The 26941-nt window shown below is 64.5% G+C and carries 24 protein-coding genes and 1 tRNA gene; 18 read left to right on the forward strand and 7 right to left on the reverse strand.

All coding sequences use genetic code 11. The annotated features are described in order from the left end of the window. Positions 1 to 57 precede the first annotated feature (57 nt). The 5 genes from HSEST_RS07860 to HSEST_RS07880 all read left to right on the forward strand — a co-directional run bounded on the left by HSEST_RS07860 (position 58) and on the right by HSEST_RS07880 (position 7688). On the forward strand, positions 58 to 4866 hold the full coding sequence (locus tag HSEST_RS07860; protein WP_229120365.1) for a glucodextranase DOMON-like domain-containing protein: 4809 nt from the start codon (positions 58 to 60) through the stop codon (positions 4864 to 4866). Positions 4867 to 4923: 57 nt separating this feature from the next. Next, positions 4924 to 5460, forward strand: coding sequence for a transcription factor E (gene tfe, locus HSEST_RS07865; RefSeq protein WP_229120366.1), 537 nt, complete (start codon positions 4924 to 4926; stop codon positions 5458 to 5460). After that, the gene (locus HSEST_RS07870) at positions 5460 to 6131 is read left to right on the forward strand and encodes a DUF2110 family protein (protein WP_229120367.1); all 672 of its coding nucleotides are present in this window, start codon (positions 5460 to 5462) and stop codon (positions 6129 to 6131) included. Before tfe ends, HSEST_RS07870 begins: the two co-directional genes overlap by 1 nt. Continuing rightward, positions 6128 to 6880, forward strand: a complete 753-nt coding sequence (locus tag HSEST_RS07875) for a DUF5803 family protein (RefSeq protein ID WP_229120368.1) — start codon at positions 6128 to 6130, stop codon at positions 6878 to 6880. Before HSEST_RS07870 ends, HSEST_RS07875 begins: the two co-directional genes overlap by 4 nt. Before the next feature lie 106 nt (positions 6881 to 6986). Continuing rightward, a complete protein-coding gene (locus HSEST_RS07880) occupies positions 6987 to 7688 on the forward strand; it encodes a competence/damage-inducible protein A (RefSeq protein ID WP_229120369.1) in 702 nt (233 codons plus the stop codon). Here HSEST_RS07880 and HSEST_RS14540 read toward each other — a convergent pair. Further along, positions 7676 to 7798, reverse strand: a complete 123-nt coding sequence (locus tag HSEST_RS14540) for a hypothetical protein (protein ID WP_267491852.1) — start codon at positions 7796 to 7798, stop codon at positions 7676 to 7678. The genes HSEST_RS07880 and HSEST_RS14540 overlap by 13 nt on opposite strands. 102 nt (positions 7799 to 7900) lie before the next feature. Between HSEST_RS14540 and HSEST_RS07885 the strand changes: the two genes are divergently transcribed. The 5 genes from HSEST_RS07885 (at position 7901) to HSEST_RS07905 (ending at position 11113) form a co-directional block, all read left to right on the forward strand. Then, entirely contained in the window at positions 7901 to 8980 is a 1080-nt protein-coding gene (locus HSEST_RS07885) for an ATP-NAD kinase family protein (protein WP_229120370.1), read from the forward strand. A gap of 110 nt (positions 8981 to 9090) precedes the next feature. Continuing rightward, the gene (locus tag HSEST_RS07890; protein WP_229120371.1) at positions 9091 to 10140 is read left to right on the forward strand and encodes a phosphate uptake regulator PhoU; all 1050 of its coding nucleotides are present in this window, start codon (positions 9091 to 9093) and stop codon (positions 10138 to 10140) included. Between the two features lie 30 nt (positions 10141 to 10170). Next, a complete protein-coding gene (locus tag HSEST_RS07895; protein WP_229120372.1) occupies positions 10171 to 10359 on the forward strand; it encodes a DUF7525 family protein in 189 nt (62 codons plus the stop codon). Between the two features lie 36 nt (positions 10360 to 10395). Continuing rightward, positions 10396 to 10617, forward strand: a complete 222-nt coding sequence (locus tag HSEST_RS07900) for a DUF7123 family protein (RefSeq protein WP_229120373.1) — start codon at positions 10396 to 10398, stop codon at positions 10615 to 10617. 61 nt (positions 10618 to 10678) lie between these two features. Next, entirely contained in the window at positions 10679 to 11113 is a 435-nt protein-coding gene (locus HSEST_RS07905) for an SRPBCC family protein (RefSeq protein WP_229120374.1), read from the forward strand. Between the two features lie 194 nt (positions 11114 to 11307). On the opposite strand, the gene HSEST_RS07910 is transcribed toward HSEST_RS07905, so the two are convergent. Both HSEST_RS07910 and HSEST_RS07915 read right to left on the reverse strand, forming a co-directional pair. Beyond that, positions 11308 to 13452 (reverse strand): glycoside hydrolase family 15 protein, encoded by a 2145-nt coding sequence (locus HSEST_RS07910; protein ID WP_229120375.1) that lies wholly within the window; start codon positions 13450 to 13452, stop codon positions 11308 to 11310. Positions 13453 to 13512: 60 nt separating this feature from the next. Then, on the reverse strand, positions 13513 to 15612 hold the full coding sequence (locus tag HSEST_RS07915; protein ID WP_229122973.1) for an AAA family ATPase: 2100 nt from the start codon (positions 15610 to 15612) through the stop codon (positions 13513 to 13515). Between the two features lie 142 nt (positions 15613 to 15754). On the opposite strand from HSEST_RS07915, the gene HSEST_RS07920 reads away from it, so the two are divergent. Then, the gene (locus HSEST_RS07920) at positions 15755 to 15907 is read left to right on the forward strand and encodes a preprotein translocase subunit Sec61beta (protein WP_229120376.1); all 153 of its coding nucleotides are present in this window, start codon (positions 15755 to 15757) and stop codon (positions 15905 to 15907) included. A 157-nt stretch (positions 15908 to 16064) separates the two neighbouring features. Next, complete coding sequence (locus tag HSEST_RS07925) at positions 16065 to 17456, forward strand: DUF402 domain-containing protein (protein ID WP_229120377.1); 1392 nt, start codon at positions 16065 to 16067, stop codon at positions 17454 to 17456. Here the strand turns inward: HSEST_RS07925 and HSEST_RS07930 are convergent. Further along, positions 17446 to 18156: a TIGR00266 family protein gene (locus HSEST_RS07930; protein WP_229120378.1), complete on the reverse strand. Its 711-nt coding sequence runs from the start codon at positions 18154 to 18156 to the stop codon at positions 17446 to 17448. The two genes, HSEST_RS07925 and HSEST_RS07930, sit on opposite strands and share 11 nt — an antisense overlap. 110 nt (positions 18157 to 18266) lie before the next feature. Here HSEST_RS07930 and HSEST_RS07935 point away from each other — a divergent pair, with 110 nt between their 5' ends. Further along, positions 18267 to 19004 carry an SDR family NAD(P)-dependent oxidoreductase gene (locus tag HSEST_RS07935; RefSeq protein ID WP_229120379.1) on the forward strand — a complete coding sequence of 246 codons (738 nt, stop codon included), beginning with the start codon at positions 18267 to 18269 and terminating at the stop codon, positions 19002 to 19004. A gap of 591 nt (positions 19005 to 19595) precedes the next feature. On the opposite strand, the gene HSEST_RS07940 is transcribed toward HSEST_RS07935, so the two are convergent. Further along, positions 19596 to 19667 (reverse strand) — tRNA-Ala (locus tag HSEST_RS07940). A 249-nt stretch (positions 19668 to 19916) separates the two neighbouring features. Between HSEST_RS07940 and HSEST_RS07945 the strand changes: the two genes are divergently transcribed. Genes HSEST_RS07945 through HSEST_RS07965 form a run of 5 tightly spaced genes read left to right on the forward strand, consistent with a single transcriptional unit; the run spans position 19917 to position 23127 of the window. Further along, the gene (locus tag HSEST_RS07945) at positions 19917 to 20444 is read left to right on the forward strand and encodes a DUF7287 family protein (protein ID WP_229120380.1); all 528 of its coding nucleotides are present in this window, start codon (positions 19917 to 19919) and stop codon (positions 20442 to 20444) included. After that, entirely contained in the window at positions 20438 to 21022 is a 585-nt protein-coding gene (locus tag HSEST_RS07950; RefSeq protein WP_229120381.1) for a DUF7288 family protein, read from the forward strand. The genes HSEST_RS07945 and HSEST_RS07950 overlap by 7 nt, the downstream gene beginning before the upstream one ends. Beyond that, entirely contained in the window at positions 21010 to 21936 is a 927-nt protein-coding gene (locus HSEST_RS07955) for a DUF7261 family protein (RefSeq protein ID WP_229120382.1), read from the forward strand. The genes HSEST_RS07950 and HSEST_RS07955 overlap by 13 nt, the downstream gene beginning before the upstream one ends. After that, positions 21929 to 22372 (forward strand): DUF7266 family protein, encoded by a 444-nt coding sequence (locus tag HSEST_RS07960; RefSeq protein WP_229120383.1) that lies wholly within the window; start codon positions 21929 to 21931, stop codon positions 22370 to 22372. The genes HSEST_RS07955 and HSEST_RS07960 overlap by 8 nt, the downstream gene beginning before the upstream one ends. Continuing rightward, positions 22372 to 23127, forward strand: coding sequence for a DUF7289 family protein (locus HSEST_RS07965; RefSeq protein WP_229120384.1), 756 nt, complete (start codon positions 22372 to 22374; stop codon positions 23125 to 23127). The genes HSEST_RS07960 and HSEST_RS07965 overlap by 1 nt, the downstream gene beginning before the upstream one ends. A gap of 30 nt (positions 23128 to 23157) precedes the next feature. Here the strand turns inward: HSEST_RS07965 and HSEST_RS07970 are convergent, their stop codons facing one another. Both HSEST_RS07970 and thrS read right to left on the reverse strand, forming a co-directional pair. Continuing rightward, the gene (locus tag HSEST_RS07970; RefSeq protein ID WP_229120385.1) at positions 23158 to 24744 is read right to left on the reverse strand and encodes a DUF7289 family protein; all 1587 of its coding nucleotides are present in this window, start codon (positions 24742 to 24744) and stop codon (positions 23158 to 23160) included. Between the two features lie 32 nt (positions 24745 to 24776). Beyond that, positions 24777 to 26738 carry a threonine--tRNA ligase gene (gene thrS / locus HSEST_RS07975; protein WP_229120386.1) on the reverse strand — a complete coding sequence of 654 codons (1962 nt, stop codon included), beginning with the start codon at positions 26736 to 26738 and terminating at the stop codon, positions 24777 to 24779. Positions 26739 to 26941: the final 203 nt, after the last annotated feature.

Consider the following 26941-nt stretch of genomic DNA (forward strand, 5'->3'; position numbering starts at 1 on the left):
GGAATGAAACGACGACAGTACCTCGGCGGCATGGCCACCCTCGGTACGTTTTCGGCCATGCCTGCAGTTACGGAAGGCGCACAGTCACTGGTAACGACACGCTCGGTCGGCGACAGTCATCATCCCGGACCACCACGCGTGATGCACGCCGGCGAGAAACTCGTCGATCCGCTCACGCCGGATTACAGGGGGGATGGGGCTCCGGACGGCCGGAGCGTGCTCGCGCCGCGCATCCCCGAACCCGAACGGGATCCCGACAACTACGGGCCGGAAGCGTTTACGTGGCGGGTCGTCGACACGCCCGACGACAGCGAAGTCACTGGATTCTACTCGAATCCCGGGGAGTACGGCTACCAATCGGGCGTCGAGGAGTTCGATCCCGACGTTCCCGGGACGTACACGCTGGAACTCGACGCACCGGACGGAACCCACCAGTTGACAGTCAGAGTGTTTCCCGAGCCGGCAGATGGTTCGGCAGGCCCACCACGGGTCGACCCCGAGAGCGACTACGAAGACGGCGAGTTCGTGATCGACGCCAACGGGACCCCTGCGCCGGACAGCGCGACCGCGCCAGCGGACCTGTCCGTCGAGTTCCTCGTCGACGATCGCGACGGGTTGGCGGCGGACGATCTGACAGTCGAAGACGCGACTGCGACCGTTCCAGCCGACGCAGTCGAGGGGACTGCGCGTGTCCACGTCGTCGCTGCCGACGACCAGCCCGGAATCATCGGGACGGTCGAACTCGACGCCGACGCGGGCGAGACGGCACGGCCCGACACGCCGCCGACGTGGATTCACGATTCGGTGATGTACACGATCTTCACGCGGTCCTTTGGCTCCGAAGCGGGTGAGGTCGACTTCCAGTACCTGCAGGACCGGGTCGACTACCTCGCCGATCTCGGCGTCGACGTCGTCTGGCTGACGCCGATCGTCGAGGCAACGACCCACGTCGAGGACGACCCCGCGGGCGGTCCCCACGGCTACGACACGACCAACTACTTCGAGACCGCCGATCCCCTGGGCTCTGTCGAGGCGTACGAGGCGTTCGTCGAGGCCTGCCACGAGCAAGACATCAACGTCTGTTTCGACCTGGTGATCAATCACACGGACATCCGACACCCCTTCTTCGCCGACGCCGACGAAAACGGGACGGACTCGAAGTACTACGAGTGGTTCGAACGGCTCGAAGACGGCACCCCCAACCACTACTTCGGCTGGACGGATCTGATGAACGTCAACTACCAGTCGGTCGCGATGCGCGAGCACATCCTCGCGGCCGTCGATTTCTGGACGGACATCGTCGACGGCTTCCGGTGTGACATCGCGTACGGCGTCCCGCACGACTTCTGGAAGGAAGTCCGACAGCTGATCCGCGCCAAGGACAGTGACGTCTTCCTGCTGGACGAGGCGATCCCCTACGGCCCGCGGTTCAGCGAAGGCGAGTTCGACATGCACTTCGACGAGGTACTGGCCGAGAACGTCCGCTCGATCGGCCAGGGCGGCGTCGACGCCGAGCAGGTGCTGGAGGCGACCACCGAGCGCAAACGGCGCGGCGTGCCCGACTGGACGGTCTTCCTGCAGTACGTCGAGACCCACGACATGCGCCGGTACCTCGACGTCGCCGAGAAGACCGCCGAACGGGCCGCCGCCGCGGCGACGTTCACGCTGCCGGGCGTGCCGATGATCTACTACGGCCAAGAGCGTGCGATCGCCGAGTATAGCGAACGCCGAATGGAAGAACGCGGCCACTTCCGGTCGTTCATGAACTGGGAGGAGTACGACGAGAGCCACCTCGCGTTCTACCAGTCGCTCATCGACGCCCGCAAGGAGGTGCCGGCACTCCAGCACGACGCCGCCCTCCGTGGTGCGTACTACGACAGCGACTCCGAACAGGTCGTTGCCTACGGCCGCGACGCGGGCGATCAGCGCGTCGTGGTCGTCCTGCACTTCGGGGAGGGGACCGAAACGGTCGCGCTGCGCGGTCCCGTCTCCTCGACCGACCTCGTCTCCGGGAGCGACCTCGGAGTCGAGTCCGACGACGATCTGACCCACGTCGAGGTCGATTCGGTCGCCGTGCTGGAGACGCCCTCGCTGTCCGGCCTGGGGTCGCACCTGGCAGGGACCGACGACGAGGTCGGCGACGACCACGGCCCCGGCGGCTACACCTATCCGACCGGCGACGGCTACGCCGACGGCGCGTTCGATCTGACGAGGATCGACGTGCACGAGACCGACGGCGAGTACCAGCTCCGGTTCTCGATCGACGGGCCCATCGAGAATTTCGCGGAGTACGACAGCGGGTTCTCCGCACAGCACGTCCAGGTGTACGTCCGGGATCCGACGGCTCCGGACGGCGGCGAGGTCGCCCGCGAGGGGCTGGACGCGCGACTGGCAGAGCCCTACCAGTACCGGATCGTCGCAGACGGCGAGCACGGGGCGCGCGTCGAGACGCCCGACGGGGAGGTCGTCGCCGAGGGATCGGTCTTCGCGAGTCCGTCGACGGGCTCGATCAGGATCGACATCCCTGATTACGCGATTCCGGGAGACCTCACCGGACTCGAACTCGCGCCACTGTTGCTCGGCTACGACCCCGACGCACCGGGCAACGTCATGGGTGTCGGCGAGTCCGCAGGCGAGCACCAGTTCGGCGGTCGATCCGACGAGAACGCCCCGCAGGTGATCGACATGGTCACGCCCGAGGGAATCACACAGGCCGAGGCGCTCGATTCGGCCGAGATTCCCTACGTCGTCCTGGGCGATCCCTTCGACGGCGAGGCAATTGCGCGGTTCGAGGACGAGACGGGCGACGACCACGGCCCCGGTTCCTACACGTACCCGGAGGAGGAACTGTCCGCGGGTGATCTGGACGTCGAGTCGGTGACGGTCTACGACGACGGCGACCGCTACCGCTTCGCGTACCGCTTCGCCGACGGGTTGACCAACCCCTGGGGCGGCGACTACGGCTTCTCGGCCCAGCACCTGCAGGTCTACGTCCGCAATCCAGCCAGCGATGCGCCGACAGCGACCGACGGCCGGGCGGGGACGAACGTCGCCTTCGCCGATCCCTACCACTACCGGATCAACGTCGAGGGCTACGACGGCCATAGCGTGGTCGAGAACGGCGCCGGCGAAGTCGTCACCGACGACGTGACCGTCGGGGCCTACCAGTCGATGGACACGATCGCCTTTTCGGTCCCCAAGTCGGCGCTCGGCGGCGGGATCGACAGCGCCGAGATCGCGCCGCTGGTCTTCGGATTCGATCCCGACGGACCGGGGCGCGTCCGTCAGGTCGGAGCCACGGCGACGGAGACGGCGTTCGGCGGCGGCACGACGGGTGACGATCCGGCAGTCATCGACATGCTCCTCCCGGAGGGCGAGTCCCAGGACGACGTTCTGGAGTCCGGCGACGCGCTACCGTATCTCTCGCTGGCCGGCTTCTCCGGGACGCTCCTCCACAGCTGGGACGACGGGATCGGCGATGATCACGGCCCCGGAAGCTACACCTATCCAGAATCTGATGATATACCGGACGATGTCTACGACATCACGAACGTCGAACTGTACGAAACCAGCGACAGGTACCGGTTCGTTTACTATCTGAACGGCCCGATCACGAATCCATGGAGCGGTGGCGACGGCTTCTCGCTGCACAACTTCCAGGTGTACATCAGAGATCCGGAGGGGGCGGACCTCCCCGCCACGACGGAAGCCCGCGAGGGAGTCAAGGCAACCTTCAGGCGGCCATATCACTACCGGATCGCAGTCGACGGCTACAGCGTGCGAAACGTTGTCGCCGGCGACGGCGAGACTATCACGCAGGACATCGAGGCGCAGGCCTATCCCGACCTCGGCGCAGTCGCGTTCGACGTGCCAAGCGACGCGTTCGAACGCGACCTGGACGATCATCACTTCGTGCCCCTGATCCTCGGTCACGACTCCTACGGCACTGGAGCCGTTCGCACGGTCAGCGAAGATGGCGGCAAGTGGAAGTTCGGCGGTGCCAAAGAAGGCGCGGCCGAGAACGCGCCGCGAGTCATCGATATGATCACTCCTGGCGGCGTCTCCCAGTCGGAGGCGCTGTCGTACTCCGCGGACGAGCAGGCACAGCTCCCGTACGTGCCTGAGATCGAAGGCGAGCCGGGCCAGCCGATCGCCGTCGCCAACGCCGACGGGCCGGCGTTCGCGACGACCGACGTCGAACTGGACGGATCGGGCTCGAGCGACCCCGAAGAGCAGGATCTGACCTACGAGTGGACACAGACGACCGGGCCGGACGTGGCGCTGTCGGAGTCGACCGGGGCACAGCCGACGTTCACCGCTCCGGATGTCGACGGGGAGACTGATCTGGCGTTCGAACTCAGCGTCAGCGACCCGGACGGCAACGAAGCGACCGACACGGTCACGGTGACGATCCGCCCCCAATCGTCGAACGACGCACCGATCGCCGACGCCGGCGAGGACCGAACGGTCGATCCGGGTGAGACGATTTCGCTGCAGGCGGTCGACTCCGAAGACCCCAACGGCGGGTCACTCACCTTCCAGTGGGCACAGACCGGTGGGACGCCGGAAGTCAAGCTGACGGGTGCCGACAGCGTCGGCGCGGCGTTCACTGCGCCGGAGGTCGACGGAGACACGACGCTGACCTTCGAAGTGACTGTCGACGACGGACAGGGGAAGACGGCGACTGACGCCGTCGACATCACCGTCCGCGGGACCGGTGAAACGGCGACCGAGACGGGCGACGGCTTCGGCCCCGGCTTCGGTGTCGTCAGTGGCGCACTGGGCACTGCCGGTGGCCTCGCGTACGCAGGCAAGTCACTGCTGGATGGCGAGTCGGGGGTGACCGACGACAGCGACGAGCAGTAGGCCACGCTGACGGGAAAAGCTAAAGACTTAACCGCGTCACAGGCCCAGGTACGCACAATGGCTTTTGAGGATCTCCTGGAGGACCCGGTCATACAGAAGTACCTCCACGAACTCGTCGGACCGAAGGGGATGCCCGTCGCCGCCGCGCCGCCGGACGGCGAAGTGACGGACGAGGAACTGGCGGAGGAGTTGGGCCTGGAGCTCAACGACGTCCGCCGGGCGCTGTTCATCCTGTACGAGAACGACCTGGCGAGCTATCGTCGGCTACGCGACGAGGATTCGGGCTGGCTGACGTACCTGTGGACGTTCCACTACGAGAACATCCCGGAGCAACTCGAAGGCGAGATGCACCGGCTGCTGGAGGGCCTCGAGGAACGCCGCGAGTACGAGTTCGAACACGAGTTCTACCTGTGTGAGAACTGCGGGATCCGATTCGAGTTCGGCGAAGCGATGGACTTCGGCTTCGAATGTCCCGACTGTGGCTCGCAGCTCGACGCGATGGAGAACACGATGTTGCTCGAGGCGATGGAAGAACGTATCGAACAGCTGCGCGACGAACTCAACGTCGAACCGGATTCGGAAGTACAAGCCTAATGGTCGTCCTTGCAACCAAGTGTTACGTCGCCGGCGATGCCCGCCAACGAGCGCTGGACTCGCTGTCCGCACAGGTCGGGAACCTGCTGGGCGAACTCGACGTGACCTACGACGTCGGTATTCGCGACGACGACTTCCCGTCGGTGACCGTCAAGGGAGACGACAAAACGGTCGCTCAGAACCTCCTGCGTGAGGAGTTCGGCGAGATCACGCCACACCTCACTCCGGGCGAGGTACACGTCGGCACGCTCGAACGCTGGGACGACGACGGGTTCTACCTCGACGCCGGCCGAGAGGTCCACGTCCCGGCTTCGGAACTGGATCTCGGACCCGGATCGCCCGAGCAGATCCGGACGCGGTTCGGCCTCGTCCAGCATCTCCCGCTGCGGTTCGTCCCCCGGGAAGACGAGCCGGCACGGCTGGCCGACGCGGAGCGAGACCGCCTCTACGAGTGGACGCGCGGCAACGGCCGGGTCAACGTCAACAGCGCGACCCGGGCGGAGGTCCGGGCGACGGTCAACCGCGCCGGCCACGCCCAGGATATCGTCACCGTCGAACGGCTCGGACTGCTCGAACAGAGTATCGTCTGCACGGAAGACACCGACCCACCGGGACTGCTCTCGAGTATCGGGTCGTATCTCTCCGCGGAGTTGCTCGCTGTCGTTCCATGAACCGCCGGCTGCTCGCACTCATTGGACTGGGCGTCCTGCTCGTACTCGCGGGCTGTCTCGGCGGGTCCGGCCCGTCGGGCGAACAGCTCCGGGAGGACGCCGACTACGACTGGAACACGAGCGCCAACGGGACGCTCCAGCTAGGTGGGGACAGCTACACGGCCGTCTACGAGATCCACAACACCTCGCAGCTGGATCTTTACCAGCGAGACACGTTCAACAACCGCGAACCGCTCCCGATCAGTGCGTTGCAGTTCCGCTATCCCAACGGGACGGTCGTCGACGCGTCGGCGTTCGACATCTCGACCAACGCCGAGCGGATTCGGCTGGAACCACCCAACCGCACTGGCAAGATCGCATACTCGGTCGAACAAAACGGCAAAGCCGTCCAGACGGCGACGTTCGTCGATGGCAGTTACGAGGTCGTGCTCCCGCCGAACACCGATGTCGGCGTGCCGATCCTCTCGAACGTCGCCCCCGGCGGCTACGAGACCGAAACGATCGACGGGCAGGTCCACATCACCTGGAACGACGTCGATAGCGACGAGCTGGTCGTCGAGTACTATCTCGAACGGGACCTATGGTTGTTCGGCGGCCTGTTCGTGCTACTCGTGTCTGTCGGTGTCGGCGGCGGGCTCTACTACTGGCGACAGATCCGGTCGCTGCAGGACCGCCGCGAGGAGGTGGGCCTCGACGTCGAAGACGACGACCTTGACGACCGAGGACCGCCCCCCGGCATGGGCCGATAAGCCGCCTCGGCCAGAGAGAGTCGATAAGTCGCCCTGACCGGAAGTCCCGTCGATCGGACCGGAGCAGGGCGACACACCTTTGCTATCGAGTCCACAACAACCGGGTATGCGCGTCGCGCTGGTGTCCGTCGGTGACGAGTTGCTGGCCGGCGACACCGTCAACACGAACGCCGCGTGGCTCGCCCGCCAGCTGACTGATCGTGGTGTCACCGTCGAGCGTGTCACGGCCGTCCCGGATCGTCGCGAGGACATCGCGAGAGTCGTCAACGAATACCGTGCCGAGTACGATGCCGTGCTGGTCACCGGCGGAATCGGTCCCACACACGACGACGTGACGATGGAGGCCGTCGCGGCGGCTGTCGGTCAGCCGATGGAGGCGAGCGACGCGGCCCTGGAGTACATCGAGACCCAGCGCGGGTACGCTCGCGAGGATCTGACCGACGGCACGGCCGGGATCCCGGCCGGCGGCACGTTCATACCGAACCCGGAGGGCGTTGCCCCGGGCTGTCACGTCGAGAATATCTACGTGTTGCCGGGCGTACCCGAGGAGATGCGCGGCATGTTCGGCGAGATCGCCGACCAGTTCAGCGGAACGGTCCAGCACGTCGAGCGTGTCACTGTTGACGAGCCCGAAAGTGCGCTCCTCGATCGAATCGAGGAGCTCCGCGGGCGGTTCGACGTCACTATCGGCGTCTATCCCGGCGAGTACGTCAGGGTGAAGCTGTCCGGCCCCGACAGTGTGACAGTCGAGAGCGCCGCATCGTGGCTCCGCGAGCGCGTCGAGGCGCCGGACGATCAATCGAGATAGAGTTCCTGCAGCCAGGCGTAGGTCAACACCAGTCCGCCGACGGCGACGATCGCCCCGGCGAGGTTGATCAGATCCCCGTTGACGGCCGTTTCGGCGAGTGCCACGAACATATCAGCTACTCCGGGAGCAGGGTATAAAAATGTCGGCGACCGACCCGAGGGAATTGCGCGTCGTACCGTGGTGTTTTCCCGGCACGCCACCGTGGACCGGGTATGCGCACGATCGGGTTCGTCGTCAATCCTATCGCCGGTATGGGCGGGCGCGTGGGACTGAAAGGCACTGACGACAGGCTACAGCAGGCCCGCGATCGCGGCGCACAGCCGCGCGCGCCGGAGCGCGCCCGCCAAGCCCTCGACGCGATGGCGGCAAGCGGCGTCGAGATCACGCTCGTCACCTACGCCGGGATCATGGGCGAGTCGGTCGCCCGCGAGGCGGGGTTCGACCCGGTCGTCCTCGGTGCACCCGACGCTGGCCGCGATGCCACCATCGGCGAGACGGTGGCTGACGATACGCGCGCAGCCGTGCGATCGTTCCTCGATCGGGGTGTCGATCTGATCGTCTTCGTCGGCGGCGACGGGACGGCCGTCGATGTCGCCGAAGCCCTCGACGGCGCAGACGTGCCGATTTTCGGCGTACCCGCCGGCGTCAAGGTCTACTCGTCGGTCTTCGGCGTGACACCGCGGGCCGCCGGACGGATCGCCGCGACGTTCGACACAGTCACCGAGGGCGAGGTCAACGACATCGATGAGGACGCGTACCGAGAAGGACAGGTCCGCTCCGAGTTGTACGCCGTCGTGACCGTCCCACGGGCGGACCAGCGCCAGTCGAGCAAGCAACTCGCCGGCGGCACGGTCGAAGCCGTCGCCGAAGGGGTCGCCGAAGACGTTCGCGAGGGTGCGACGTACGTGTTCGGCCCCGGCAGCACGGTCGGTGCGATCGAGTCGGCACTGGGACTGGACGGATCGCCGCTGGGCGTCGACGTCTGGCGTGACGGCGAGTTGCTGGTCGAGGACGCGCGTGAAAGCGAGATCCTCGACACGCTGGGTGAGGACAACGTGATCGTCGTCTCGCCCATCGGTGGACAGGGGTTCGTGTTCGGCCGCGGGAACCAGCAGCTCTCACCCGCGGTGATCCGCCGGTGCGAGATCGAGATCGTCGCTTCGCGCCGGAAAGTCGACCAGCTGGGCGTCCTCCGGGTCGACACCGGCGACGCCGACCTGGACGAACAGCTACGGGGCTGGCAACGCGTCCGCGTCGGCCGGTTCGAGCGCCGGCTCATGGAGATCGTGTGACCGACTCGTGATTCGGGTGTGAACAGGAACCATGCGTACTACATTGACAAATGGCCAGATATGGTCGTGTATGCACAAAGTTAAGGTACGCTGCAGATCATAAAGGGCATATGGAAACCCGTAAGGTACAGCGACTGGGGCCGTCAACGCTTGCGATGACGCTTCCGGCCCAATGGACCACGAATCAGGGGGTCGAGAAAGGCGACGAGGTGTCGTTACGGATCGGCGACAAGGGAACGCTGACAGTACTGCCCGAATCCGTACAGTCCGAGGAGTCGGAAGCCGTCATCCACGCGGCGGATCTGGACGCCGACAGTCTCGAACGGGCGATCGTCGCCCAGTACGTGCTCGGACGGCGGATCATCCACGTCGATGCTGGTGAGGGTGAGACACTTTCGAGCGAGCATATAAACGCGGTCTACAACGCCGAGACCCAGTTGATGGGGCTGGGCGTCATCGAGGAGACGCCGGACCGGATCGCGATCCGGTGTTCGGTCGACGCCGAAGACTTCACGCTCGACAACCTCATCGAGCGCCTGGAGTCGACCGGATCGACGATGCGCAACGAGGGGATCAAAGCGCTCGCACACGGCAATCCCGACCTCGCACAGCGTGCGCTCAACCGGGAACGGCAGGCGAACAAGATCTTCGTGCTCATGCTCCGGTTGATCTTCACCGCCTACCAGAATCCCAACCTCGCGCGGGCCGTCGGGCTGGATGACGGCTTCCCGCTGATCGGCTACCGGTCGATCGCGAAGAACCTCGAGCTGACCGCCGACAACGCCGAGGACATCGCAGATATCGCGATGGAAGCCGAGGATCACTCGCTGACGGTCGATTCCTCGACGATGAAGCGGATCCGCGACTTTACCGACCAGGTGAACGAGATGACCGAGCAGGCCGCTCACGCCGCCGTCGAGCGCGATTACAACGCCGCGATCGAAGTCCGCAAGCAGTACGCCGAAGTCGAAGATTGTGTGCAGGACATCCTCGACGATCTGCCCGAGATGGACAACACGGACCTCCTTGAGATCAGGGAGGTACTCGTCAGCCTCCAGCAGACGGCCGAGTACGCCGTCCGGAACGCCGAGATCGCGACGAACCTCGCGCTCAACGAGGAGAGCGAGCACACGACGATCCGAACGCCGACCGGCGAATGAATTAAGTAGCGACTGCCGGTAGCGACTGGTATGGGCGAAACTGCCGGGAGTTCGGACATGGGGATCGGCCTCGGTATGTTGTTCGGCGCACTCGCACTGGCTGGTGCTGCAGTGATGTATCTCGCCGTCGACGATCAAGTGTTCGCAGCGACCGGGTTCGCCGTCGCTGTGATCGCAGGATCGATCGCGATCGGTGCGCTGCACGTGTACGCATCGTAGCAAACGATTTTTACTGTTCAGAACGTACCATCGGGTATGGGCGAGTTCAGCGAGGAAGAGCAGCGGATTCTGGAGTACGTCCGCGAGCGTGCCGCAGGCGGTGAAGCGTATCTCCGGGCGAAACAGATCGCCGAGGGGATCGGCCTCTCGGCGAAGCAGGTCGGTGTTCGGCTCCCGAAACTCGCCGAGAAAACCGAGGAGGTCGACATCGAAAAGTGGGGGCGTGCCCGATCGACGACCTGGCGGGTCACGCGCTGACGAACTGTGCGGTCGCCCACGGAGACACGTCCTTTTTGCTCCCCCAGGTTGTAGTGGTGATATGACGATTCGGGTCGAGCGGGAGGTAGCCGTGCCGGTCCCGCCCGAGCGCGTCTGGGAGTATCTCGTCGAGCCGGCAAACCGGGCCCGGCCGATCAGCGTGGTCACCGACTTCGAACTCGACGACGAGACGGGTCGGAATGCGACCTGGCACATCAGGCTACCGATCCCGCTGATCGACCGGACGATCGCCATCGAGACGGAGGACGTGACTCGCGAGCCGCCGGAGTACGTCAAGTTCGTCGGCCGCTCGAAGGTGATGCACGTCGTCGGCGAGCACGAACTCGAACGAACCGAGGAGGGAACGCGATTGACCAATCGCTTCACCGTCGAAGGACGGGTTCCCGGCGTCGAACGCTTCTTCAAGCGGAACCTCGAAGCGGAGTTCGACAACATCGAGGACGCACTGTTCGAAGACCTCGGGTTGCACCACTAGACAGGACCCTTTATAGGCTCGCAGTCCATACCGGAAGAGTGCCGGTACGACGCTTTTCTCGTCGATACCGGCAGACCGACGATCCGCCTCGCTGCTCGGCCACGCCGCTCGCCTCGACCGTCCGGACGGTCATCTCCCACCTCGTCCGCTCTCTCATCGTCGGCACGTTTGCTGCACCCCCATCAACCGCAGTCTCACGAGTTATCAGACCGTCCCGGAGCGAGTCCGTACGGTTCCCCGCGCAGGTGGCTCTCGACCAGCAAGACGTACGTCGCCTGACTCCACTGGAGATTCGAGTTCCAGTCGACCGTGCCGTCACTCGCGACCCGCTCGGGGAGCAGGTCTGCCGTGGTCGTCCACTCGCCTGCGTGTTCGCGGACGTGTGTTGTCACCGCGTCCGGATCGAGGCCGCTCTGCCAGCGGACCACATCGGCGTAGGCTTCACACAGGGGCCAGCCGCCGTCGTCCGGTCCGCCGGTCGGCGTGTATCGGTCACCGGGATAGCGACCGATGCAAGGCGTCTCTTCTGCCACCCACGCCGGATCCTCGGTCAGTTCGACCGTCGAGCGCATCGTGTCGGCGTCCGCAGCGACGACGTTCCACGGCCAGTAGGCCATGAACGCCGCCGCGTCAGGCCGGGCGTCGGGTGCAGGGTCGCCGCCGTGTTCCGGTTTATCGGCAGTCACGAAGTGATCACCGTAGGGCGTCCCCGTCCGGTAGCAGTACGTCTCGAAGTTGTCCGCCCACACGTCGGCCCGCTTGCGACACCGGACTGCGAACTCGTCCTCACCACGGGCCTCGGCCAGCTCGGCCATACATCGCAGGCCTGCGATAGCGGCCGCCGATCCCTCCGTGGAGTGGCCCCACGTCTCCTCCCAGGGGTCCTGATGAGCGTCGGGAAACCCCCAGCCGTTGTCCCACTCCAGCAGGAACTCCGCAGCACGGCGGGACATATCGTAGTGTACATCGAGGACGCCGTCGTCGCCGGTCTCCCGCCAGGTCAGCCAGTGGGCGTAGATCGGCCCGCCGACCTGGTCGAGCTGGAGGGCAGTCCAGTGGGACGAGCCGTCCGTATAGTAGTTCTGCCACCAGGTGCCGTGACGTTCGATTCCGCGGTCGTCTACCACGTCACCGGTGATCTGGACGTCATCCAGCCACGCGACGGCGTCCCGAGCTTCCCGATCAGCGCCAGCCGCCAGCAGCGCCTGGATCATGATCACCTGATCGCGCGGCCAGATGAACCGGTAGGTCATGTTCTTGGGCTTGAACGCGCCGGCAACCATCCCGCCGGAGCTGTCGCGAGCAGCCCGAATCGCTGTCAACGACCGCTCGTAGCGATCGTCGACCGCGTCCTCGCCGGTCGGGGCGGTTGTGACGCCCGCGTGCCAGGATTCCCAGGCGTCGGCGAAGGCCGCGCGATCGGTCTCGTACCCCGCGTCGAGAGCGGCGACTGCGTGATCGATAGCCGACTCGGCGTCGTGAGCGAAGCCGATGGCAGTCGTCCACTCGACCCGCTCGATGTCCTCGACGAACAGGCCGAACCCGCCGTCCAGATCACCCGCGCCCGCCGTGGAATTGGTGAGCCAGCCGTTGTTGTCCTCGTAGATCTCTGCCCAGGCGCTACGCTCGCGGCCGGTCGACTCGCCAGCGTGGCCGATCCGATAGCCGTCGAAACGCCGCTGTCCGTCGTGTTCCTGAACGATCGCCAGAAAGCGGTCGTCGTCGTCGGCCACGATCACGTCGTGGTCGGGGGTACACCGCGCCTGCGCCTCGTGGACGGCGTTTGGATCCTCGTGACTGTGACCGTTGATCCCGAAGTTGAGCAGCGTGTACAGCGTCCGATCACCGGCCTCCTCGAAGGTGGCCTCGCTGTGGATCGTCATCGAGCAGCGATCGACGCTCTCGACGACCCGCTGGGAGAGGGTCGCACCCATCCCATCGGCGAAGACGAACTCGTTATCGAGATGAATCTCGGGGACGCGGCTGGACGCCCAGTCGACGTCGCTCGCGACGGCGTCGTCGCGGTTGTCAAGCGTCTGCTCGCGCTCGGGATCCCACAGCAACGTGTGGTAATCGTAAAACAGTTCGATGTCAGAGCGGAACGCGGACGTCTCCTCGATGATCGCCCCCTCGGCGTCGATCCGGGGGTTCGCGGCGTAGCAATTGGCTGAAACCAGCACGTGCTGGCCGTCACCCGCCGGTGTGCTCGCGATGGCATCCTTGTCGCTGGGTACCTGAAAGTCGATCGGGGGCTCCATGTGTGTCTGTACCACGCGAGGCTGGGTGAAATAGCTGTGGCCGGCGTGCGTCTCGCCTGCCCGGGCGCGAGCCTGTGACACACGAGACCTTGATCGCCTCCCCGGACATACCGAGGTCTCGATCGCCTCCCGGAGAGACGGTTACTCTTCGAGTGCGTTCTCGAAATGTGCGGCCGTGACCGATATTTCGTCGGCGTACTCGTTGGCCTCCTCGGGTGCGTGAGCGAGCACGATATCGTCGATAGCGGCGATCGTGGCCTTTCGGACCAGCGCCTCGATCTCCGCGCCGGAGTACCCCTCCGTCCTGGTCACCAGCTCTTCGAGGTCGACGCCCCCGCCGAGGGGCTTGTCTCGCGTGTGGACGTCGAGTATTTTCCGTCGGGCGTCGGCGTCGGGCAGAGGGACCTCGATGTGCTCTTCGAGTCGCCCGGGTCGCAACAGCGCGTCGTCGATCGCAGCCTTGCGATTGGTCGCGGCGACGACGACGAGGTTGGGGTTCTCGGCGACCCCGTCCAGTTCAGTCAGTAGTTGGGAGACGACGCGCTCGGTCACCTCGTTGGAGTCCCCACGTCGGCCCGCGATGGCGTCGATCTCGTCGAGGAAGACGATCGTCGGCGCGGTCTGGCGAGCCCGATCGAACACTTCCCGGACCGACTCCTCGGACTCGCCGACGTATCGATCCAGTAGCTCGGGGCCGTTGACGTGAACGAAGTTGACCCCACTTTCGCCGGCCAGCGCTCGCGCGAGCAACGTCTTGCCAGTCCCTGGAGGCCCGTGTAACAGGACGCCGCTGGGCGGTTCGGTGTCGGCGGCGTCGAACAGCGGCCCGTACTGTAGCGGCCACTCGACGGCCCGTTCGAGCGCCTCCTTGGCGTCGTCCAGCCCACCGACGGCCTCGAAGTCGACGCTCGGGGATTCGGCGACGTACTCCCGCATCGCCGAGGGGTCGACCGATGCCAGTGCCGCCTCGAAGTCCTCGCGACTGACCGTCGGCCGTTCCTGATCCCGTCGCAACGCGTGCATCGCGGCCTCGGTCGTCAGGCTCTCGACGTCGGCACCGACGAACCCGTGCGTCCGCTCGGCGATCCGGTCGAGGTCAACGTCCGCTGCCAGTGGCATCCCTCGCGTGTGCACATCGAGGATTTCCCGGCGACCGTCGACGCCCGGCACGCCGATCTCGATCTCCCGGTCGAAGCGCCCGCCCCGGCGCAACGCGGGGTCGACCGCATCGACGCGGTTAGTCGCACCGATGACCACGACACGGCCACGGTCTTCGAGCCCGTCCATCAGCGTCAGTAGCTGGGCGACCACACGGTTCTCCATGTCGCTGTCGTCGTCGCGAGCGCCCGCGATCGAGTCGACTTCGTCGATGAACAAGATCGCCGGGGCGTTCTCGGTCGCCTGATCGAACGCCTCGCGCAGCCGCTCCTCACTTTCGCCCTTGTACTTCGAGACGATTTCCGGACCGGAGATGACATCGAAGTAGGCATCGACCTCGTTCGCGACCGCCCGGGCGATCAGCGTCTTGCCGGTCCCCGGCGGGCCGTACAGCAAGACGCCGCTCGGCGGCGCGATCGACAGCCGCCGGAACAACTCGGGTTCTGACAGCGGGAGTTCGATCATCTCACGGACCCGCTCTAGCTCGTCGTCGAGTCCGCCGATGTCCTCGTATGTCGTCCCGTCCTCGCCCTCGTCGGACCGATCGGGGTCCTCGCCGTCGGACTGGGGCTCGCTGCCCGTCTGTTGGTCCGTCCGATCGCGCTCCGCGACGCGTACGTTGGTACTGGCCTCGACGCGAACCGAGCCGCCCGGTGTGGTATCGAGGACCTGAAAGCCACCGATACCTTCGACGTGGAACTGTTCGCCCTCGCGTACCGGTCGGTCGGCCAGCCCGTCCTCGACGAGCAGCGCGATCGAATCCGCCTCGAACTCCTCGAGGGGCTCAGTTGGCGTGACCCTGATAGATCTGGCTGTCGAGACTGTCGCCGGTCTGACGCGGACGGTATCTCCGATCGTCACGCCCGCGTTCGACCGCGTGTCGGCGTCGATCCGGATCACGGCCTCGTCGCCGTCGCCCGGCCAGACCTTCGCGACCGTCTCTCGATCCCCTTCGATGACGATCGAATCGCCGCTCAGGATGCCGAGACGACTCCGGACCGGCTCGGGAATCCGGGCGATGCCGCGGCCGGCGTCGCGCTTGCGTGCGCCGGCGACCGACAACTCCACCCCGTTGGCTGTCATAGCCCCGCGTTCGGGTGCCACCGACTTGAGCGTTTCATCGTGGCGGGCCGCATCGATCGGCTCAGCACACTTCCGCATCGGTCCAACTCCACGCTCGCGAGAGGTCGAAACACTTACGCCGTCGAACGACCCAGTAGGGAGTATGAGCTCCGACAGCGGCGGATTGATGTCCAGCGCCGGCCTCGTCCGGTACTTCGACGCCGAGGATCGAAACGCGATCCGGATCGACCCGAAGACCGTGGTCGCATTCGGTGCAATGTTCGGCGTGCTCGTTCTCGTGTTGAACGCACTGTAGTCGCAACCGCGACGTTTTCAACGCCGGGCCGTGAATCAGCGGCCAAGATGGACGTTCGCCCGTTACTATGTCTACCGCTCCGTCGTATCGCCGCGAGACGTGAGCGTGTCGCTCCGTCGCCGAAACCGAACGAGCCGTGTCGAACGGGTTCCCAGCTATGAGTGACGCTGCCCGCGTGAAGGTCAGAGGGATCTACACGACTGCACTGACTCGTGCCCTTGCCACGGCGGACGACTTCGAAGTCGTCCAGGCCTCGCCGGCGATCGACGACCGTTTCGACCGCGAGTTCGATCCCGAGCCGGCCGACGCGACCGTCCGGACGACCGACGACCGACAGGGCGTCGGCATCGTCGGCCCCGAAGCGCCCGCCGTTCGTGAGCGACTGGCAGCAGTCGGTCGGGACACGTTCACCTGGCTGGATGATGCGCCACGCGGGGCCGTCGTCGACGCGACTGTCACCGAAACCAGGGGAAGCGGCGCGATCCTCGATCTGGGCGAGCGGTCCGGGTTTCTGCCCTTCTCGAACAGCGACGAACACGTCTCGGAAGGAGACACTCTCCGCGTGCAGGTGACTGAAGCGCGGCCACCCTGGGACGACGGCCGACCGGTGGTCGATACGACGGTTCGCGTCCAGCGCCCGCTCGTGACGCTGGTTCGGGACGGAACGGGTAGACCGAGCGGCCAGCCCGAACTCGTGGAGCTACTCCCGACGGAGCCGCCCGAAGGATGGCGTGCCAAGTGGGCTCGCGTGGCCGACGACGCCGGCCTGGACGCGCTCGGGGACGCGCTCGACGCGGCCGTCGAACGAGCCAAAACTATCGATACGGCCATCCAAGAGACTGGTGCAGTCGAGGAGACTCCTCACACAGTTCTCGACGGACAGCCGACAGTCTGGGCCTGGTTCGGCCGTGAGTCCCGGTTCGAACTCGACGAACACCGACGGGAAGTCACGGAGACGATGGCCGGCCACCACCGGATCAAGGCCGGCGACGAACGGGCCAGCGCGGCCGTCGATTTCGTCGAAGCAGTCTGTGACGGTGACGGCGAGTTCCCCTTCGAGGCCGTTTCCCGGCAGTTCGGCCCGACCAGAGGCGGCACCGTCGCGATCGACCACGGCAAGCCGGCCGGCCACTGCATCCGACTCGGGCGTGGTGAAGTCGTCGAATACGATCCTGAGGGGACCATCCGCGTCGAGCGGGAGATGTCTCCCGGCGGGACCTACGACGCCCTGGGGGTGGATCGCCAGGCCGGCGACGTCGCGCGGACGAAGTTCACGGAAGGCAAGTGGTGGTATCCGACCGTCTACGAGGGGCCGGACGGCGAGAAACGCGGGACCTACATCAACGTCTGTACGCCCGTCGAGATATTCCCGACGAGCGTCCGCTACGTCGACCTGCACGTGGACGTGGTCAAACACGCCGACGGCACGGTCGAGCGCGTCGACGACGACGAACTCGACGCGGCCGTCGAGGCGGGTGACATTCCACAAGCGCTGGCCGAAAAAGCTCGCGGAGTCGCCAGCGCCATCGAGAACGCACTCAGAAGTTGATATCGAACCCGCCGCCGCGGCCGCCGCCGTCGTCGCCACTGGGGAGGTTCGGGGCGAGCCAGGAGATGAACGCATCGGGGCTGCGGGTCTGCAGCCATACCGTGCCCGGGCCAGTAAACTCACAGACGAGCCCCTCGCCGCTGAACAATGTCGATTTCAGCCCCCCGACCTTCCGCACGTCGAAGTCAGTCGTCCCCTCGAAGGCGACAATGTGGCCGGTGTCGACGATGTAGGACTCGCCGGGCTCGAGTTCCTTGGCCTCGATCGCACCGTAACTCGAGAGGAACGTCGACCCTGCGCCAGTCAACTTCAGCAGGAACAGCCCCTCCCCACCGAAGAACGTCTTGCCACCGCCGAACTCGGTGTCGATGTCCACGTTCGGCTCGGCGGCGACGAACGATCCCGACTGGACGTAGAGCGTGTTCTGATTCAGACCGTACTGGATCACGTCGCCGGGTAACGGTGGCGCGAGCGTCACGTGGCCCGGCCGCTCGGCGGTGAACGTGTTCATAAAGAACGACTCGCCGCCGAAGGCCTTGCGCTTGAGCGAACTGAGCATCCCTCCATCGGCGCTGGTCTCGATCTCGATGCCGTCGGTATGGCTCACCATCGCACCCGCTTCGGAGACGAGCGAGTCGCCTTGATTGAGTTCTGCCGTGATGAGCGCGTAGGACGGTCTGTGGTCGATGTCGTACTCCATATCGGCTATTCGACAGAGAGAATTATATGACTTTGCCAACAGATGTGGGTTAGGAAAGCGAAGGCAGGCGAAAGCCGCTGACTTTTGTCGACCCGAGACCAACAGTCGGTATGATCGAACCGGATCTCGCCGGACAGGTCGCGCTCGTGACCGGAAGCGCGAAGGGAATCGGTCGGGACCTGTTGCTTACACTCGCTGATCGTGGGGCAGACGTAGCCGTTCACTACCGGAGTAGCGACGACGCGGCCGCCGAGGTCGCTCGCGAGGCCAGCAAGCGAGGCGTTCGGGCGACTGTCGTCCAGGCCGACGTGACCGAACCGGATCAGGTCGCCGCACTGTTCGAAACCGTCGAGGCAGAACTGGGGGCCGTGGATATCCTGGTAAACAACGTCGGCGCGTTCGCGCCTCGCCACTGGGAGGCGATCGACTTCGAGACCTGGAACACGGTCCTGGAGACGAACCTCAACGGGACCTATCTCTGCTCGAAGGCCGCCCTGCCGGCGATGCGCGAGCAAGAGTACGGACGGATCGTCAACGTCGGCTACGCCTCCAGCGAGAAGGGGCTGGTCAACACCCAGAACTTCCCGTATTTCGCGGCCAAATCAGGCGTCCTGATGTTCACGCGAATGCTCGCGGCCGACACCCAGCACGACGGCATCACCGTCAACGCCGTCTCGCCGTACGTCGTCGAAAACTCCGACGAGTTCCCCGCGGAAGCACCCCGCGGTCGGTGGGCGAGCACGGACGACCTGGCGCAGGTGCTGCTCTTTTTCCTCGATCCGGACAGCGGCTACATCTCCGGGCAGAACGTCGAAGTCGACGGCGGGTGGCTTCCTGAAACGGTGTAGCGCGGCCGCTTGAGGTGTTTGTCACGGCAGCAGGGAGTGCAGTCGCCCGGGTCACGGACTGCTCCGGCGGGTCGGCGACGGCGTCGGTGGCCTGAACCCATGCTGGTCGAGAGCGTCCAGTCTTCGGGCGGCGACAATGTTGACGGGCCACCGATCCGATCGTCAAGCTCGTCGATCGACTGCCAGCTGCGGCTCCCGAGTCTCATGGCCGACACATCCCGCTATCGAGAGCTGAGCACCGCTGATGGTCATGATCGATCGGTAGCCCACAGTAATTACAGATCGGCCTGAACTCCCTCTCAGAATCGATCGATGCCGTCGAGGCGCGTTCGAAGTCCGAACGGACTCTCTTCTCTGAGAGAGTCGTCTCAGATCTGTGGCTGTCGAATTCGAAGTCCTTAGAAGCTAATACCCGATTCGGATTGCCCCCTCGATGAGGGCTCATTTCAAATGGACTCGCCGGGATTTGAACCAGAGGAAGACGTTCCGGGCGTGCGGCCTCACTGCGCTCGGCCGTTCCGGGCTGCGACTTCCAGGGGTTCAAATCCGGGCATCGCCATTCGCTCTCTCGACACGGCCGTCGGTCGCTCATGGACTCGCCGGGATTTGAACCCGGGGCCTCTCCCATGCCAAGGGAGTGATCTACCTCTGATCTACGAGCCCGCGACGCACTCGAATGTACCCGAGGGTATTTCTTAAACCCATCGAACCGAGCCGTCCCCTGTCGATCGGTCGCATGCGACGACGCGTATCGTGCTGTTGGCCGCAACAGCTAAACGCTTGCACCGTCCAATGTGGCCCCACACAGCGGAGCATCGATCTCGAGGGGCCGTACTATGAAAACCACAGCGGGAGACCCGCATCACGATGATAGATAACGGCACGACTCACCGCGGCCGAGCTCGCGGACAGATGACGCTCGATTTCACGATCGGGGTGACGATCTTCCTGATCGTCCTCGCAGGGGTGTTCGTGTTCGTGCCGGGGACGCTCCAGCCCTTCGAAGAGGGGGGCCAGGAGGATCTCGTGACGGTCAACCGCGTCGCTGATGGCTTGGCCGAGCAGTCCCTCACTGGGTCGACGACACCGTATATTCTCGATGCGAACTGCACTGTCGCGTTTTTCGATACCGCCGCGAGCCCATCGTCGGAATGTGGGTACAGCGGCGGGAACCTCTCCGAACGGATCGGGGTCAGTGGGCAGCAATCGGTCAACGTCACGATCCGGAAGGGCGTCGACAGCGGTGGGGGTACGAGCGCCCCGCTCTGCTACAACGAGTCACAACCGCCCGGCGAGCGACTCAACGAGACTGATTGTGGCAGTGAGGCGACCCGACTGGCCGTCGGTGGGACGTCAATCGGCGACCAGTCGTCGGTGACTGCGCGCCGTGTGGTCGAACTCGACGGACAGGACGTGTTTCTGGTGGTGGTCATATGGTAGCTGATCGAGGACAGGCGCACACGCTCGAGGCGGTCGTTGCGGCCTTGCTGTTGCTCACGAGTGTCGTCTTCGCATTGCAGATCACGGCTGTCACGCCGCTGTCGGCGAGCACGTCCAACCAGCACATCGAGAACCAGCAGCAGGCGAGCGCCGCGGGTGCGCTCTCGATGGCTCACGAGAGCGGTGCCCTCGAGGAGTCGATACTGTACTGGAATACGTCCGGCGATCGCTTCCACGGGGCCACTCCCAACGGGTACTACACCCGGACGATGTCGACGGCGTTCGGGGAGATACTCGAGCGTTCGTTCGGCGAACGCGGGATCGCTTACAACGTCAATCTGATATACGCCACTGACGGCGGTGGTGTCGGACGCGAAGAAATGATCTATCGCGGTGTCCCGAGCGACAACGCCGTCGTGACGACCAGAACGGTCGTGTTGACCGACGACGATCGCATCCGTCGCGCGAACATGACCGAAGGCGACCGCGTCAACGAGACCGGGTTCTATGCCCCTGACGTCGGTGATGGCGGGTACTATAATACGATCCGTGTGGAGGTGGTCGTATGGCGGATCTAGGCGGTGACAACCGGCGACCGTCCGGGAACAACTCCCGCGGACAGGTGATGTTGATCGCCGCCTTCGTGCTGGCCGTGTCGTTTCTCGCGGTCGCGGTGATGCTGAACGCGGTGATCTATTCGGAGAACCTGGCCACCCGGGGTGAAGACGCCCGTGGTTCCGAAGCGATCGCGTACAGAGCCGATATCGCCGACGGTGCCGGGCAACTTCTCGAGTACGCCAATGATAATGGGACGGCGTTCAACGACCGGACTGAAGCATTCAACCGGACGCTGCGACCGATGTACAACGACACGGCACGGGTACAGGCGATCGACGGGATCGCGACTGACCTCTCAGTTCGATCGATCAGCGAGGGGACGCTGGTCGCCCAGCGGGACCCGACGCGGAACTTCACAAACGCGAACGGAAACGAGGAGTGGACTCTCGTGGAGAACGCCGCCGGGACGCGGGCGTTTCGGATCAACGTGACCAACCAGGGCGCACTCGCCAGTTCGACCGGTGACGCGTTCACTGTCAACGTCAGCGACGGCACCGACGAATGGTCCGTTTCGATCTACGGTAACAGCACCAACACGACGGTCGCGGTCGATGGATCCAGCATATGCACTGTCGGACCGACGCCCTCGATCGACGTGACCAGGGGAGAAATAAACGGAAAGCCGTGCGATCCGCTCGTGTTCGCATCCGGCGTTGCCGGTGACTACGCAATCGAGTTCGACGACGCGGACGCGATCGTCGGCACCGTCTCGCTTGTCACGAACACCACCGATTACGATACCGATAATTACGACTCCGATGCACCGCGTGTGGAAGCCGTGATTTACTCGGCAACGCTGCATCTCCGTCACGCGTCAGCCGATCACGTCTACGCCACGGACGTCCGGGTTGCTCCGGGTGAGACCGATGCGTGACGAGCGTGGCGTCTCGATGGCGCTCGGGTACGTGCTCGGGCTGTCAATCGCGTTTCTGCTCGTTGCCGGGTTGTTCGTCGCCGGCGGGAACTTCGTCCAGGAACAGCGCGAGACCAGCGTCCGAACGGAGATGGCAGTCATCAGCGAGCAGATCGCGTCCGATATGGAGTCCGCGGATCGGCTGGCCCAATCGACCGACAACGGAACTATCGTCGTCGAACGATCGCTTCCGTCCCGGGTCAGTGGGTCCGGCTACACCGTCAGCGTCGAGGGTGGCGCCGACCCCCGGCTGGTGTTGCGCACGCGCGATCCGGACGTCGAGATCACAGCACACTTCTCGAACGTAACTGCCGTCGAGTCGACGGAGACGACCGGCGGCCCCATACAGGTAGTCTATGAAAACGGCGCGCTCGTGCTCGAACGGAGGGATCGATGATGAACGAACGCGCAGTGAGCGAGGTCATCGGGTTCGCGCTCGTGTTCGGACTCATCGTGTCGACGGTCGCGATCGTCTCGGTCGTCGGGTTCGACGAGTTGGAGGACACCCGTGATCAGGAGGAACTCAACAACGCGGAACGGGCGTTCGACGTGCTCGCCGACAACATGGCCGACATTCACGACAGCGGTGCGCCCAGCCGTGCGACCGAGATGAACCTCCAGTCGGCCCGTCTCCAGGTCGGCCAGTCGGTCACGATCAACGTCACCGGCGTCAATCAGTCCGGCGCGTCGTTCCCGGTCACCTTCACCTCACAACCGATCGTCTACGCGAGCGGTGACGCCAGGCTGGTCTACTCCGGCGGGGCCGTGTTCCGGACCCAGGACGGGAACGGCCTACTCCTCAACGAGCCTCCGTTCCTGATCGACTCCGGGCGCGTGGTGATTCCGGTTGTACAACTTCAACATGACGGGGAAGTGACGAGCACGAGTGGCTCCACCGTCCGGATTCGCGCCGAGAACAGCCAGCGACAGCCGATTCACGGGTTCGCCGAGTCACCGACGAACTACGAGCGGATCGTCGTCAACATCACGGCTCCGTCGCCGCGGAGCGGCCTCTGGATGGACTACTTGCAGTCACAGGACGGCGTGACAGACTGTGAGCAACCCCGGTCGGACAACGTCCGCTGTACGATCGACGACCCCCAGTCAGTGTTCGTGAGCCGAACGCTGATCTCCTACGCGTTCGAATCGTGATGTTCATACCGGTCTGGACCCAGCGAACGATCAGTCGAGATCGACGTTGATCTTGTTCTCCGTGATGTGGAGGAACGTGACGTATCTCGATCCGGCACCTTCCTCGTACCGGAGCGTCCCGCGGGAGTTCGGTTCGACGATTGAATCACTGCTGCCCGGTCCGTCTTTGGCGACCAGGTCGACGCTGCTGTCCATCAGGCTGAGATAGTGATTCGTCACCGCCTCTAGGGTCTGTGTGTCGTTCTGGTCGTACGTCGTCCCGCTGCCACTCTCGTACGGAACCGTCTCGTGCTGGTCCCACACCGTCGAGGACTGGAAACTGAATCCGTCTTCGTTGTTGATCCGATCGTTGTACGCCCACTTGTTGCCCCGCGTGACGCCGGTCGAAGTACCGGAGTTCGGCTCGTCGATCTTCGGGTCCGGCTGGAACGTACCGTCGCTTCCGATCCGGTCATAGACCATCGCGATATCGTCCGAGATGAAGTCGACGTGGAGCTTCAGGTCGCCGCCGTCACAAACCCACTCCATCCCGTCGGTCTCGTCCAGATCGAGACTGTCTGACTCCCAGGTCTCGTATTCTTTATCGCCGTCTCCATCGTAGTAGTAGACGCTGACGTGGACGTTTGCGTCCGGACTACAGCCTTTCGGGTTCACGTCGGACGTGACGTGAATCTCGAACTCCTCGGAGTTCTCCTCGGCGTAAAACGAGAAGTGCGGGTTTTGCTTGTCGACATCGAGCGTGACATCGAAGTCCGTGATCGGGTGTTCGCCGCCGATCGCGCCGGCGTTGACGCTGTCACCGGCCGGCGGCATCTCGAACGATCCGGGCGCACCCTCCGTCGTCGCCAGGGTTAGTGTGACAGTGTTCGGCCCGACTCGTGTCGTGTTGCCAGTCGTCCGCTCTTTGAAATACGTTTCCCAGCCGTCGGCGTACTCGCTTTGGACCGTGACGTTGACTGTTCCTGCCCGAACCGGGTTGGTGTAGTTGCGGTAGCCACTGGTCGGCGTTTCGTCGTACGGTGCGCCGGTGCCGTTTTCCGTGGCGGTCGTCGCATTCGGATAGACGAGTTGCGCCTGCTGGCGCGGTGTCACCGTCAAGGACACGCTCCCGCTCGCGGCTCCGTCACCAGTCACCTGGATCGCGGGCAGCGTCAGCGTCGCCCCGCGGTAGTGAAACTCCGGCGGCGAGATCATCTGCGCTCGCCCGCTGTCCTGTTTCCGCCAGACACCACCGCCCTGATATGCGATCGTCCCGCGGTCGCTCTCGTAGACGACGCTCCCCAGCGTCTCGTTGAAGATCACCTCCGTCTCACCGCTTCCCGAGTAGTTGGCGTGGGTGATCCACATCCGGCCGGCGTTGTCCCGGACGGTGATGTCGCCGCTGTCGTGTCCGAGCGAGACGCTCTGTGCGTTGGAATCGCCGAGCGCGACCATCGCGGCACGGGAGTCGAACAGCGTCATCGAGTTCTCCGCGCGCTGGAACTCGTTGCTCGCCTTCGTGTCAGCGATCCCGCTCCCCCCGATCGCGACTGTCAGCGCCGCCCCCGCGAGGACGAGCGCAACGATGAGCACGAACCCCAGTGTCTCCGACTGAGCGCGGGACGTGTCTCTCGCCATTGTACGACACCACGGCCTGAAACAGGAAAGGTCTACTGGCCGTTCCGGTGTTGCTGGACGAACGTCACGTCGGTTCGACGCTGCTCGATCTCGGTGTCGAGATGGTCGGCGAAGGCCTCGGGATCGACGTCGTTGCGCTCTTGCTCTTTGCGGTCACGCACGGAGATCGTTCCGTCCGCTTCCTCGTCGGATCCGATGATGAGCATGTAAGGGACGCGGTCCTCGTGGGCCTCGCGGATCTTGCGCTTGACCGTCCAGGATCGGTCCTCGATCGTCACGCGGTAGTCGTCGAGATAGCGGTTTTTGATCTGCTTGGCGTAGGGGATCTGGTCGTCGCTGATGGGGAGGATCCGGATCTGTTCGGGGGCGAGCCACGGCGGGAACTTCCCGTTGTAGTGTTCGGTCAACACCATGAAGAAGCGCTCGTAGCTGCCGTACAGCGCCCGGTGGATCATCACCGGGCGGTGTTCCTCGTTGTCCTCGCCGGTGTAACTCAGGTCGAAGCGCTCGGGCATGTTGAAATCGAGCTGGACGGTCGGCCCGTCCCAGCTGCGGCCCAGCGCGTCCTCGAAGGCGAAGTCGATCTTCGGCCCGTAGAAGGCGCCGTCGCCGTCCTCGATCTCGTACTCGATGTCCTGGGCTTCGAGCACGGCCTCCAGTTGCGACTCGGCGCGCTCCCAGATCTCGTCGCCGCCGACTGATTTGTCGGGACGGGTGGCGAACTGGACGGTATAATCCAGATCGAACGTATCCAGCGTGTCAAGGATGATGTCCATGATCGACTGGACCTCGTCTTCGATCTGGTCCGGGCGGACGAACAGGTGGCCGTCGTCGATCGTGAACGCCCACACTCGGGAGAGCCCCGACAGTTCGCCGCGCTGTTCCTTCCGGTAGACTTTCCCGTCCTCGAAGTACCGCACCGGCAGATCCCGATAGGACCACTGCTGCTGATCGAAGATGGTCGCGTGACCCGGACAGTTCATCGGCTTGAGGCCGTATTCCTCGTCGTTGACGTCCAGCAGGAACATGTCCTCGCGGTAGTTGTCGTAGTGGCCCGACTGCTTCCACAGCTCGGTGCGGAAGACGTGCGGGGTCTCGACTTCCCGGTAACCGGCCTCGCGGTTGAGGTTCCCCGCGTACTCCGAGAGTTCGTTCAGGACGGTCTTGCCGTTAGGGTGATACAGCGGCAGTCCGGGACCGGTCGTCTCGTCGATCGAAAAGAGGTTGAGTTCCTGGCCGATCTTGCGGTGATCGCGCTCCTCGGCCTTTCGGCGCTGTTCGAGGAACTCCTCCAGTTCGTCCTCCTCGGCGAAGGCCGTCCCGTAGACACGGGTGAGCATCTCGTTTTCCTCCTCGCCGCGCCAATACGCCGAGGAGATCTGCAGGAGTTTGCTCGCGCCGATCTGACCCGTCGACTCGACGTGTGGCCCCTTGCAGAGGTCCTGCCAGTCGTCCTGGACGTAGAAGGAGATCGGGTCCTCGCCGGCGGCCTCGGTTTCGAGGATGTCCTGTTTGTACTCGTTGTCGTCGTAGATCTCCTCGGCCTCCTCGCGGTCACGAAGAATGCGCTCGATGTCGTAGTCGGCCTCGATGATCGACTCCATCTCGGCTTCGATCTCTTCGAAATCGTCCTCGTCGATGTCGACGTTCGCGATGTCATAATAGAAGCCGTCGTCCGTCCAGGGGCCGATCGCGAGTTCGGCTTCGGGATAGATCCGCTGGAGCGCCTGGGCGAAGACGTGGGCCGCCGAGTGGCGAACGAGATGGACGTAATCGTCGCTGCCGGGCGTGACGATCTCTATCTCGGTGTCGTCGGTGATCTCGTACTCCGGGGGAACCAGGTCGCCGTCGACCCGGCCGGCCCGGCAGTCCTCGCCGAGCCCCGGGCCGATCTCGTAGGCGACGTCCTCGACGGTGACCGGTTCGTCGAAAGAGAGTTCTGAGCCGTCTGGCAGTACGACCGATACGGATCGCTCTTGTTCTGATTTAGCCATGGTGAATCACACCGCCCCCGAGGGCGGAAAATCGCGGACCTGGCGGTCGGTGATCATTCGGACCGCGGTGTAAATCGATCACCGACGTGCATCGTACGCGAATCGACGGTGTTGGGACGAATAAAGCTTTTGAGAGACGCGCTCACACGATCTGTGGGGTGTCACACCAATACACATCCACGACGGCAAGACCTATATCCGTC

It is taken from the genome of Halapricum desulfuricans (assembly GCF_017094465.1).
Taxonomy (GTDB): domain Archaea; phylum Halobacteriota; class Halobacteria; order Halobacteriales; family Haloarculaceae; genus Halapricum.